Raw genomic sequence first — 11,984 nt, 5'->3', positions numbered from 1 at the left:
GACGAGGTATAATGAATGTTGTAATCGTAGGAAGAACTAGAATGCAAGATATTGTTGTATGGAGGCGGCGGAAATGGAAAAGTTAACCTTGGAAAAAGCGCAAGGCATTTTAAAGAAACATGTTACGGAAAAACACTTACTATTGCACGCTCAGGCTGTGAGCGCGGTGATGGAGGCCATGGGGGAGTATTTTCAAGAGGATGCGGCTCATTGGGCGGCTATCGGCTATTTGCATGATGTTGACTATGAAAAATATCCGGACGAGCACTGCCAGCATGTGCGGGAGCTTCTGAGTGGCGAAGATGTGGAAGAGGACGACATCAGGGCCATTCTTTCTCATGGCTATGGCCTTTGCACAGAGGAATGCGAGCCTCTTACCAATTTGGAAAAAAGCTTGTTTACTGTAGATGAACTGACTGGCATTATTATGGCTGCCGCTTTGATGCGTCCTATGGGTATTGAGGACATGGAAGTGAAAAGTCTAAAGAAAAAATTCAAGGATAAAAGCTTTGCCGCTAAATGCAACCGGGAGGTTATCAATAAAGGCTTTGCCCTGTTGAATCTGGAGGCGAATACGGTTATGCAATGCTGCATTGAAGGCATGCGGAAATACAAAGATCAATTAGGAATTGGCGCTAAATAAGAAATGCGCAGACGGAAGAAGTTGGCTGTACGATGAAAAACGGCTTGACAAAAAGAACAAAACTGCTAGTATTTAAATTAGTAAAGAAAACCGCATAAAGAGGGTTTAGGTGCCCGCAAGGGCTTAATAGGGAAGTCCGGTGCAATGCCGGCGCGGTCCCGCCACTGTAATGGGAGAGTTGCTTCAAAAGATGCCACTGGAAGAATGGTTCCGGGAAGGTTTGAAGCCGCGATGATCCAGAGCCAGGAGAACTGCCTAACCAACAATCACCGCTATACCTGCGAGCGACAGGAAGGGGATTTCGTGAGACGATTTTACATAGTAAGACTGACCATTCTAGGTCAGTCTTATTTTATTTTATGTAAAATTTATCTGCGAAACGACGCCCTTTTGCTGTTGCAAAAGGGTTTTCTTTATGGACTCAAATGAAAAGGAGGAAGAGAAAAACAGTAAAGAGGATTAAGAAAATAGTAAAAGGAGGAAAGAATTTTAATGAAAAAAGCGGTACTTATGGCCATAACGGGCCTTGTATTTTCTGCTTCCTCAGCGGCATTTGCTGCGGAGGCGGAGACTGGGGTTAAATTCAGCGGCGACGTGACGGTAAAATATGAGAAAGATACGAAGGCCGGAGAAGCAAATACTTCTGGTACCATGAGCTCGTTACGCTTAACAGGAGAAGCCGCGCTGGGGAGCGGCTGGTCTGTATTCACTCGCTTGGGAGCGCAATATGCTACGAATCCGACCTTGGCGGACTACAATACAGATAGTGCGGTATATGGAAATAAAAAAACGGTAATGACCCTTGATCAGTTTGGAGTGATAAAACAAGCAGGAGAGTTGGCATTTAAACTTGGGCGTCAAGATTTGACTATTGGCGCGATGTCGCTTCTTTACAGCCGCTCAGAGTCCAATATTGGGAAACGGGCTTTTGTAGACGGGGTGACTGTAAATGGGGCAGCAGCGGGATTGGATATCAACGCAGCCTTTGTGCAAGAAGATAATGCCGGAGATGAAGACAACCGGATTTATGCGATTCGGACTGGCTTTCATCCCAACAAGCAGTTGCAGTGGGGGATGACGTTAGGTCGATATCAAGATCGAGTCAATGGAAATACGAACCATTGGGCGCTGGATGGAAATTATCAGCAAGGCAAGCATACCTGGACGGCAGAATATACGCAGTCCAATCGCAGCGAAGACAATCGCGCCTATGCGGTAACTTGGAATTATGGCTTTGATGATAAAACATCAATGTATATTACTGCGTTTAAAGTAGAAACGAATGGCGATATGGGAAAACAAAGCGATTTTGATAACAACAACAAGGGTTTTTATTATGGCGTTAAACATCAATTAAACAAAGATAATTCACTGGAATTGGTCTATAAAGATCAAAAGGAAGTGGATAGCGGTTTGAAAAACACAAAGCTAGAAGCCGCTTTTACTCATAGTATTTAAAAAAGAAAAGCAAAACAGAAAAGCTTCGAGTGATTTTATAGTCTGAGCGAGAAGTAGTAAGAAATAATTTTGCGCTATTCCTAAATTTCCGAAAAAGCAAAAGCCAACTTGGTTGACTTTTGTTAGAGCCTTTGCTAAAGTTAACAATAACAACTGAATATGTATGGAACAGGTGCCCGCAAGGGCTTAATAGGGAAGTTCGGTGCAATACCGGCGCGGTCCCGCCACTGTAATGGGGAGCAAATCCAAGAAATGCCACTGGGGCGAAAGCCTTGGGAAGGTTTGGGCGAGCGACGATCCAGAGCCAGGAGAACTGCCTGTTTGACAATCACCGCTATACCTACGACGGATGGGGATGGAGATTCAGGCAACAAGGCTGTTTGCTATGTAATCCCAACGCGTAGGCGTTGGGATTTTATTGTTACAGCTAAAGGTATGAAAAAGAATAAGGAGTGGAATTGAATGAATAAGTGGATGAAAAAAGGACTGTTCGCCATGTGCGCCGTATGTTTGCTTTCGGTTGGTATTGGAGGAGGGGCTTCAGCCGCGCAAACGAAAAAAGCCATTGTAGTTACCAGTTTCGGCACTACGTTTCCAGATGCTCGCAAGGCTTGCATTGAAACTGCGGAAAATGATATTCGGGCGGCTTTTCCAGATTACGAAGTGCGCCGCGCCTTTACGGCTCGGAAAGTAATTGCAAAGATGGCGGCGGAAGAAAAAATTCAAGTGGATACATTGGAGCAAGCCTTGGCAAAGTTGAAGGCGGAAGGCTATCAAGAAGTGGTCATTCAGCCATTGCATCTGACTCCGGGCGAGGAATATGAAAAGAAGATTCTGAATGCATATCGTCAGGCTTGGGCTGATAATTCCTTTGCAAGCATTGCAGTAGGACGGCCAGTTTTGATGTTTGACGGACAGCAAGGCATGCCAGATGATTTCAAGGCTTTGGCCGCAGCGGTTGAAAAACAAATGCCTAAATTAGGAAACGGGGAAGCGGTTCTCTTCATGGGCCATGGTTCGCCGCATCAGCCGAATCCGGCCTATGCAAAAATGCAGAGCATTTTGCAAGAGAGAGGCAATAAAGCTTATATGGGAGTAGTGGAAGAAACTGACCATCCTAACTTTGAGGATGCGTTGGCGGAACTGAAAAAGAACCAAATTCAGAAGGTGACCTTGATGCCGTTTATGCTGGTGGCTGGCGATCATGCAAATAATGATATGGCTGGCAGTGAGCCGGATTCTTGGAAAAACCGTCTGCAAAAAGAAGGTTTCCAAGTAGAAACGGTTCTGAAAGGGCTAGGAGAAAATGCGGCGTATCGTTCTATTTATGTGAATCATGTTCGTGATGCAATTCGAGGCTTGTATCAGCCGCAACACTAATGTCAGATAGAGTGTTAAGAAAACTCAATAAAGAAGCGGAACAGGTGCCCGTAAGGGCTTAATAGGGAAGTCCGGTGCAATACCGGCGCGGTCCCGCCACTGTAATGGGGAGCGAATTCAAGAAATGCCACTGGGGCGAAAGCCTTGGGAAGGTTTGAATGAGCAAAGATCCAGAGCCAGGAGAACTGCCTGTTTGACAATCACCATTTGACCTACGAACGATGGGGAGGGGATTTGGCAGGCGTGCTTTAGCAAAGTAAGCATTGTTTGGCAATTCAGACTATCCCGTCTATTGTAGACGGGGTAGTCTATTTTTATTGGCGCTAGCGCCTGGCTGGCAGAAAGGTTGGATTTATATGGAGCAAACTCGCCTGCTTTCTGCAGGAGGTGTTTTGCAGATTAAGGAAGATTTGCTGATTTGCCGTTTTTCACAGCGACGCATTGCTTTAAGTACCTCTCCGTACAACGGCGGGATTCGCGAGGTATCGGCAATATTTAATCATCGCTTGACTTTTTATGTTGAAAGTGAGGCGGCACTGCCTGGCGGCGGCTTAGAAGGATACTTAGCAGCTATTGCTATGAGGGAAGGTTTAGAAAAAGATGAAACAAGCGGTCTTTTAACGACAGCCCATATGGAATTCATGTCCTACCAACGACGTTTTTATGAAGGAATTACAGTGGAAGCCATTGTGACGGCTGGGGTGAAGCATAATGCCGCCCGAGCCGGGGATGATGCGCTTTACTGGGAACATCATGGAAAATACGTTCCTATTTCAGGAACTATCAATATCATGCTGCTTATAGAAGCAAACTTATCCCCGGGAGCTTTAGCGAAAGCCCTGATTACAGCTACGGAAGCGAAAACCGCAGCCTTGCAGGATTTAAGGGTATACAGCCCTCATAGTTTGCTTCAGGCAACTGGCACCGGCACGGATGGGGTAATTCTTGTAAGCCATTTAGAAGGATTGGTATGCAAGGATGTCGGTACGCAATCGAAACTAGGGGAAATGTTGGCGGATGCAGTAAAATCCGGTGTAAAGGACGCCTTGTTTAAAGAAGAAGGCTTGCAAGAGATTGCACCGAGATTTGCAAGAAAGACTCATTCTTTACGATCTTGAAGTTCCTAGGAGGAATTTTAGGATAGATATTTCATTGCTCACTATAAGCCGTTATTTAACGGCGGCCCCAGGGGTAGGGGCTTTCTTTTTCAAAGACAGGCTGCGGCCAATTGAGAATAAACCGTATAAAGCGGAAGTGATCGTGAAAGGAGTTTGAAAGATGGATTTAGAGCGGATCTGGCAGTTATTTCAAGCGGGTGGCGTGGTTATGTATCCGTTGATTTTTTGCTCGATTTTGGTGGTGGCAGTGACTTTGGAGCGGCATTGGAACTATAAAGAGGCGGAGAGTTTTCGAGGCGGGAAGGCGGAATTTTTGAGTTCGCTGCAAGAGGGCCGATGGATTGAACCGCCGGCAACGGCGGGAGCCTTTTCTAAGCTGCTGCAGGATGCATATAGCTGGCGTGGCTTAGAGGCGTCGGTGCAGTTGCAAATGTTTGAGAATGCGGCGGCGACGGTAATGGGACGGTTTCGGGAACACTTAAGCTATTTGGAGACCATTGTCACATTAGCGCCGCTCCTGGGCCTTTTGGGAACCGTGGTGGGGATGATTCAGTCCTTTCAGGTGTTGGCTGTCAAAACAGGACAAATGCAGGCTATTACTGGCGGCGTTGGGGAAGCGTTGGTGGCGACAGCAACAGGGCTTTGCGTAGCGGTTTTGGCGTTGTTGTGTCATTCCTGGCTTTGCCAACGTTTAGAACGCTTAGCGGGAGACATGGAAGAATGCGGTGCTGCCCTTTTGACGGGTTCCAATGTTGCTACAGGGAGGCGCAGCCGTGAAACTGCGTGAATGGAGGGTATCGCGTCAGCCACGGCTGATGATTATTCCTATGATTGACATTATTTTCTTTCTCTTGGTCTTCTTCATGCTGAGCACCTTATATATGGTAGAGCAGAAAACGCTGCCTGTGCAGTTGCCAGCGGCGCAAGCGGCGCAGGCGGATTTGAAAAAGCAGGTGGCCGTTACGGTAACGGCTGAAGGGCAGACATATGTAGATGAGGAAAATGTGCCTCTGCCGCTTTTAGGGAAGCGAATTCGGTTGGAAATATCCAGGCAGCAGGAAGCTTTTTTTGTTTTGCGCGCTGATAAACGTGTGGAGTATGGACGGGTAGTGGCTGTTATGGATGCCTTGAAAGCTGCCGGAGTGCAGCGTCTTAGCGTGGCAACAGAAGCGGGAGCTGCGCAGCCATGAGTAAAAGTTCAAAAAAAGCGCTGGCAATTTCGGCGGGCGCGCATCTTGTGGTCCTGCTAGTGCTAGGATATGTCGGCGTTTTTTCTTGGCCAGCGCAAGCCGCAGAAGAGTATTTGGAGCTTTCCTTAACCGCTGCGCCTTTGCCTGTAAATGGTGCAGCAGCGGCTATGCCGGCGATAGCGCCGCCAAGCGCACCGGCTGCTAGACAGCAGCAAACCCAGGCCGCCGTTAGCGCTGTTGCAGCGGCGCCGACCAATGTCCAAGCGGCGCCTCAGGCTATGGGAAACGCAGTTGCGGCTGGCCCTGTCAGTGAGGGCGCTGCAGCTGGCGGAGGTTCGTTAGAGGGAGGCAGCCCGTCGGATGGACAAAGCGCAGGAACTGGTGCTGGCGGTAGTGGCGGGACAGTACCTGCTTCCGCTAGAGTATTACCGCCGCGCATCTTACGGCAGACGGAGCCTGCCTATCCGGAAACTCTGCGGCAGCAGCGTATTGAAGGACGTGTAGCGGTGCGCATGCTGGTCTTAGAAGACGGAAGCGTAGGCGATGCGAACGTGGTGTCTTCTTCGGGATATGGAGAAATGGATGAAGCGGCATTGGACGCGGTTAGGCAATGGCAATTTGTGCCGGCACGACAGGAGGGCGGCGGCGCGGTGCGTTGCCGGACGACATTGTCAGTTAGCTTTCGATTGAGAGGATAATACGGAGAGAGGCGGCGATTCCTATGCGTGTAGGAAAAGCGGATTGGCTTATGCGGAAAAATGAGGCGCTATGGCAAGGGGCTAGCGCATTTTTTGCGAGCATATCCGATGTAGGAGCTGCACGCATGCAATCACTCTGGTGTTATTTCTACGCTTGCGGGTTGCTGGAAAGGCAGGGACTGGATGGGGTGCGCCGAGAGGAAGCGGTAATGCTGGCTTCTGACGAGTTATTGCCTCGCGTAGCAGTGAGGACATTGCATAGTTACCAATTGCTGCGGAAGAATGGCAATGGCTCGCCGGAATTGTTTGCGCGCGGCTATCGCAGTGCGGCGGCCGCTTTATTCCAGACCTTGCCTCTGCAAGAACGGCGTGAAATTTTTCCGAATCAAATTGCCGTACTTGGTTATAGTGTGAGCTGCCAGCAAGATGTAGAGCAGTTTGCTGAATTGAGTGATGCATTGATGAAAATAGGGGTTTCGGTTCGGGCAGCGCCCGGGTGTAAAGCGACACTAGCGGATATTGCAAGTTCGACCCGGGTACAGCTAAATGTAGTGGGACATGAAGAACTTGGGGGCGCATTAGCGCGGTATTTAGAGAGGGAGTACGGTATTCCCTGGTTGAATCTGCCTTTGAAAGAAGGTCTTACTAGGCAGGCGGCGATTATTGCAGATGGACTGATGGTGCAGCGAAAAAAGACAGGCTTTGCCTCGTAGTGCATAGTAAGTAAGGAGCAAGAAATGAAGTCGATTGTTTTTATTAGTAATATTGAGCGGCAACAGCAGCAAATGCAGCAGGCGCTGCGACAGTGTAACATATCTGCAGCAGGTCAAGTTGTAGGGCTTCAGGAAGATGCACTTTGGACAGCGGCATGGCAGCATACCTTAGATCAGTGCGCATGTTTGGTGTGCTCATGGATGGGCCATGGAAAAGAGTGGTCTTTTTTAGAAAAAACAATAGCCTATTTGCGACGGGCGCAGAAGCCCTTTGTGATGCTGCCAGCGAATCCGGAAGTAAAAGGCGAAGCGCAGGGCTTTAATGCGGCAAGGCAATTGCAGGCGAGGCAGTATCTTTCTTTTGGGGGCGTGCAAAACTATATAAATTTTTGGCAGTGGTTGGCTGCGTTGTTTGTTCAAGAAAAAGTATTTTGGGAGCAACCTCGTCAGCAGCCGTGGCAAGGAATTTTTCATCCTGCGTACCAGGGGGAAGCGGAGGATTTTTTTGCGTTTAAGCAACAATGCTGGTCGGAAAAATCTTTAACTGCGGGCGTCTTGTTTCCACGCGATGAGTGGGTTTGGCGCGATTTGCGGCATCAGGAAAGCTTGATTCGAGAGCTGGAGGCGCAGGGGCTGCAGGTCATTCCGATTTTTAGCCATTGGGCCAAGAATGAGGCTTTAGGGGCGCCAGGCGTAGACGAGGCGGTGCGGCGCTTTTTCTTTGATGCATCAGGTCGCTGCCTAGTGGATGTTGTTATTAATTGCTTCAAGTTTTCCCTTACCGTTGGTCGTCCTGTGGACCCTTTGTTTTTACAGAAGTTAAATGTGCCAATTTTACAAGGCGTTACTTTGCTGCAAACGGAGGAGAGCTGGGAGACAAGCGTAACCGGTCTAAACCCAGTAGAACTTTCTTGTTGTGTTGTGCTTCCAGAGTTTGACGGTGTGATTCATGGAGCGCCTCTGGCGGCGAAAAATCAAACTGAAGACGGGGCAAGTCATTTTGAACCGATCGCAGAACGCTGCAAGGCTATGGCCGCTAGGGCGGCAAAATGGGCTAGGCTGCGCCAGAAGAAGAATAGCGAAAAGAAAATTGCTATCATTTTTCATAATTATCCGCCCCGTAATTTCAATATTGGTACGGCGGAAGGCCTTGATTCTCCCGCAAGCGTACAGCGGCTGCTGGAGAGAATGGAGGCAACTGGCTATCTAGTTGGCGAACTGCCCGTGAATGGGGCGGAGCTGCTGAAAGCTATGCTGGCCCAGGCGACCAATGACGGGCGTTTTTTGACAGACAAACAAAAGAAGACTGCTTTGGGCTGGGTTGAGTCAAAACGGGTTCAAGAATGGGCGAAACAGTGGCCCCCAAAAGTGCGGACGCATATGAAGGAAAGCTGGGGCGAGGCTCCGGGAGAAGCCTTTTGTTATGAAGAAGGCTTGCTGGTGCCTGGTTTACGCCTGGGTAATGTGGTGGTTATGGTTCAGCCGCCGCGAGGCTTTGAGGGAGATCCGGGGAAACTGTATCATTCGCCGGATTGTGCGCCCACCTATCATTACTTGGCCTTTTATCGCTGGCTGAAAGAGGATTTTCAAGCGGATGCGGTGGTACATATTGGCACTCATGGCTCGTTGGAATGGCTGCCAGGCAAGGGCGCGGGACTGAGCGAAGCGTGCTATCCGGATTTGGCATTGGCGGACTTGCCGAACGTATATCCGTACTTGATTACGGTTATTGGCGAAGGCGTACAGGCTAAACGGCGCAGCGCCGCCTGCCTAATCGGGCATTTGCCGCCGCCCATGGCTAGGGCGGAAGCGTATGAAGAACTGGAAGAATTAGAAAAAATGCTCGAAGAGTACCAGCATTTCTTAACCTTTCAACCGGAACAGGCGGAGGTGGCGGCTAGACGAATTCGGGAAAAAGCGTCGACTGCATCCTTGGAAAAGGAAGTGCCGCCGGAGGCGGACTTTTCAGCTTATGCTTTAAAGCTGCACGCCTATATTTCAGAAATTAAAAACATGTCCATTCGTACAGGGTTGCATATACTCGGGCAGGCGCCGCAGCAGGAGACTCTTCTTGGCTACTTGCTGGCGCTGACTCGCGTCGAGCAGGCGGAGCAGCCTTCTTTGCCGAAACTGCTGGCTAACATCCGCGGCTATGAGTATGAGGCTTTGCTGGCGGCAAGCGGCGTGCTGACGCCAGACGGCCTGCAAACGCAGGGGCGGATTTTGGATGAAGTGGAAGAAGCGGCCAGGCGCTTTATCGACATTTTGCAAGCCGGGAATTTTAATGAAGGGGCGCGGCGAAGCGCGGTGGCTAGTATTGGTGATTGTGATGCTTCGCTGCGGGAACAGCTGGCAAGGTTAGCGGAGCATATTTGCGAAGTGCTGGTTCCGGCATTGCAGGCGACAAGTCAGGAAATGGGCCATTTGCTGGACGCTTTATCCGGCTGTTATGTAGAGCCGGGCCCTGCTGGATCGCCTACCAGCGGTATGACTGACGTACTGCCCACAGGGCGCAATTTTTATGGCGTCGATCCAAAGCTGCTGCCCTCCTCGGCGGCGTGGGAGCTGGGCTGCCAACTAGGTGATGGCGTGATTGCCCGTTACATTGCGGAAGAAGGGCGGTATCCGGAAAATATTGGCATGATTTTTTGGAGCGGCGCCAATATGCGCAGCCGAGGGCAATGCATTGCGGAATTTCTTTACTTTTTAGGAGTGCGGCCGGTTTGGCAAAAAGGAAGTCAGCGGGTCATTGCCTTGGAAGTGATCCCGCTGGCGGAATTGAAACGTCCGCGCCTGGACGTAACCGCCCGCATCAGCGGCATGTTTCGAGATGCCATGCCGGTAGTGGTTCAATGGATGGATGAAGCCGTTTCCATGGTGGCTGCCTTGGAAGAAGACGCCGAGGATAACTATGTGCGCAAGCATGTGCAGCAGGATGCCGCGCAGCTGGCGGTAAACGGTGCTGCGCCAAGTGACGCTTGGCGTCAGGCGAGCTTTCGTATTTTTGGCTGTCCGCCGGGCGCCTATGGCGCCGGTGTGGGAAGCGTCATTGAAGAGCGCAACTGGGAGTCGGTAGACGATTTAGCGAAAGCCTATGTGCGCTGGGGCGCCCATGCTTATGGCGCAAAAACGCAGGGGGATTTCGTGCCTGCCTTGTTTGCGCAGCGCTTGCAGACGCTGGACGTAACCGTGAAAAATGAGGACAACCGGGAAGTAAATATGTTCAATTCGGATGATTTTAATTCTTATCATGGAGGCATGATTGCCGCTGTGCGCTCGCTGAAAGGGGAAGCTCCCCGCTCTTATTGCGGCGACAGCTCGGATCGAGGTCAAGTAAAGGTGCGGTCGCTCCAGGAAGAAGTCAAACGTCTTTTTCGCGGCGAGATGGCGAATCCTAAATTTATTGAAGGTATGAAACATCACGGTTATAAAGGCGCAGCGGATTTAGCCGGCTTGGTTTCTCGCTGCTTGGGCTGGGATGCCACCAGCGCGGTCATGGAAGACTGGATGTATCAAACTTTGGCGGAAAAATATGCTCTTGACGCGACTATGCAGGAGTGGATGAAAGAAGTCAATCCGTGGGCGTTGGAGCGCATTACGGAGAAACTCTTGGAAGCGTCACAGCGGCAGTTGTGGCAGGCAGACGAAGCCATGCTGCAGCAGCTGCGCCGGTTGCAGTTGGATATTGAAGGAGACCTGGAGGAACGAAGCGATGCATAGCTGGCAAGGCTGCCGCGTTTTGATTTTGGAATTGACAGGGCAATGTAATTTTGCCTGCCGCTACTGTTATGCCGCCGGAAAAAAGCCGTTGTCCATGCCGCTGGCGGTCGCTATGCAGGCGGTAGCCTCCGTAGCGGCATCACAAGAATCACAAGAGCCATTTTTAGTGCAGTTTACAGGAGGAGAGCCGCTGCTGGCGGCGGAGGCGCTGCTCAAGACGGCGGCCTGGATTCGGGAACGAAAATGGCCGGCTGTGCTGCAGATGCAGACAAATGGCTCGCTTCTTACGGCGGAACTAGCGAAACAGCTGCGTCAATACGGAGTCGGCGTGGGGGTTAGTGTGGACGGCAGGCCTGCGGTTCACGATCAAATGCGCTTCTTTCCGGACGGCAAAGGAACTATGCAATCCGTGGCTTTGGGTATGAAGAATTTGGCGGAAGAAAAATGCGGCGCAGGAGTTACTTGTGTGGTTACGGCGGAAAATGTTCTTAAGCTGTCGGAGACTGTTGATATGGCGTGCTACTTCGGGTGCGCGCGCTCGTTAGGCTTTGATCTGCTGCGTCCAAGAGGCAGAGGCGATCAGGTGCAAGCGCCGCAAGCGGCGCAAGTGGAACAGGGCTTTTGGCAGGCGCTGGAGAGAAATGAGTTTTGGCGCAAGGCTAACGGGGGGGCTCTGGAGATGGCCCAAGTCGCCAGAGTCGATAAATTGCAGCAACGCAAGCTAGCCTGCTTTGGACACTGTCATGCGATGACTGGCGCAGCCTTGTATGTGGCTGCAGACGGCTCGCTATACGCTTGCGCGTCGTTGTCAGGGGATGTGCATTTTTACCTGGGGCGCGTAGAGGAAGGACCGGAGCCGCTTTTACGCAAGCGCGCGGCGGAACGAGTTTGCGACGGTATGGCTATGTGTCGCAACTGCCAATGGCTGCCGCATTGCGGCGGCGGCTGTTTTTCCAGATGGTACGATGCGCAAGGAGCGCCGCAGAACGTTGAAGGGGAATGTGCGTTGAAACGCACGGCGGCGCGCTGGTGGCTGCAAGAGCATAAGCAATAGAGATAGATGG

The 11,984-nt window shown here is 50.7% G+C and carries 10 protein-coding genes and 3 riboswitches; all 10 genes read left to right on the top strand.

Features of this window, described 5'->3' with window-relative positions; translation table 11 throughout:
* The first annotated feature begins 73 nt into the window (after positions 1 to 73).
* The 10 genes from C508_RS0106845 to C508_RS0106790 all read left to right on the top strand — a co-directional run bounded on the left by C508_RS0106845 (position 74) and on the right by C508_RS0106790 (position 11,974).
* Positions 74 to 643, top strand: coding sequence for a hypothetical protein (locus C508_RS0106845; protein WP_026319408.1), 570 nt, complete (start codon positions 74 to 76; stop codon positions 641 to 643).
* A 90-nt stretch (positions 644 to 733) separates the two neighbouring features.
* A riboswitch (cobalamin riboswitch) is annotated at positions 734 to 916 on the top strand.
* A gap of 219 nt (positions 917 to 1,135) precedes the next feature.
* The gene (locus tag C508_RS0106835) at positions 1,136 to 2,101 is read left to right on the top strand and encodes a hypothetical protein (RefSeq protein ID WP_018702799.1); all 966 of its coding nucleotides are present in this window, start codon (positions 1,136 to 1,138) and stop codon (positions 2,099 to 2,101) included.
* A gap of 153 nt (positions 2,102 to 2,254) precedes the next feature.
* Positions 2,255 to 2,436, top strand: a riboswitch (cobalamin riboswitch).
* Between the two features lie 127 nt (positions 2,437 to 2,563).
* Complete coding sequence (locus tag C508_RS0106825) at positions 2,564 to 3,481, top strand: sirohydrochlorin cobaltochelatase (protein ID WP_018702797.1); 918 nt, start codon at positions 2,564 to 2,566, stop codon at positions 3,479 to 3,481.
* Between the two features lie 25 nt (positions 3,482 to 3,506).
* A riboswitch (cobalamin riboswitch) is annotated at positions 3,507 to 3,688 on the top strand.
* 149 nt (positions 3,689 to 3,837) lie between these two features.
* A complete protein-coding gene (locus C508_RS18025; protein ID WP_156817583.1) occupies positions 3,838 to 4,599 on the top strand; it encodes an adenosylcobinamide amidohydrolase in 762 nt (253 codons plus the stop codon).
* Between the two features lie 160 nt (positions 4,600 to 4,759).
* Positions 4,760 to 5,386, top strand: coding sequence for a MotA/TolQ/ExbB proton channel family protein (locus tag C508_RS18020; protein ID WP_018702795.1), 627 nt, complete (start codon positions 4,760 to 4,762; stop codon positions 5,384 to 5,386).
* The gene (locus tag C508_RS0106810) at positions 5,373 to 5,789 is read left to right on the top strand and encodes an ExbD/TolR family protein (RefSeq protein ID WP_018702794.1); all 417 of its coding nucleotides are present in this window, start codon (positions 5,373 to 5,375) and stop codon (positions 5,787 to 5,789) included. The genes C508_RS18020 and C508_RS0106810 overlap by 14 nt, the downstream gene beginning before the upstream one ends.
* The gene (locus tag C508_RS19410; protein WP_018702793.1) at positions 5,786 to 6,487 is read left to right on the top strand and encodes an energy transducer TonB; all 702 of its coding nucleotides are present in this window, start codon (positions 5,786 to 5,788) and stop codon (positions 6,485 to 6,487) included. The genes C508_RS0106810 and C508_RS19410 overlap by 4 nt, the downstream gene beginning before the upstream one ends.
* 23 nt (positions 6,488 to 6,510) lie before the next feature.
* Entirely contained in the window at positions 6,511 to 7,200 is a 690-nt protein-coding gene (locus C508_RS0106800) for a nitrogenase component 1 (protein WP_018702792.1), read from the top strand.
* Between the two features lie 24 nt (positions 7,201 to 7,224).
* Entirely contained in the window at positions 7,225 to 10,920 is a 3,696-nt protein-coding gene (cobN, locus tag C508_RS0106795; RefSeq protein ID WP_018702791.1) for a cobaltochelatase subunit CobN, read from the top strand.
* The gene (locus C508_RS0106790) at positions 10,913 to 11,974 is read left to right on the top strand and encodes a radical SAM/SPASM domain-containing protein (protein ID WP_018702790.1); all 1,062 of its coding nucleotides are present in this window, start codon (positions 10,913 to 10,915) and stop codon (positions 11,972 to 11,974) included. The genes cobN and C508_RS0106790 overlap by 8 nt, the downstream gene beginning before the upstream one ends.
* The last annotated feature ends 10 nt before the right edge of the window (positions 11,975 to 11,984 follow it).

This window comes from Anaeromusa acidaminophila DSM 3853, assembly GCF_000374545.1.
GTDB classification, from domain to species: domain Bacteria; phylum Bacillota; class Negativicutes; order Anaeromusales; family Anaeromusaceae; genus Anaeromusa; species Anaeromusa acidaminophila.
This window is presented reverse-complemented; position numbering and strand designations above follow the sequence as displayed.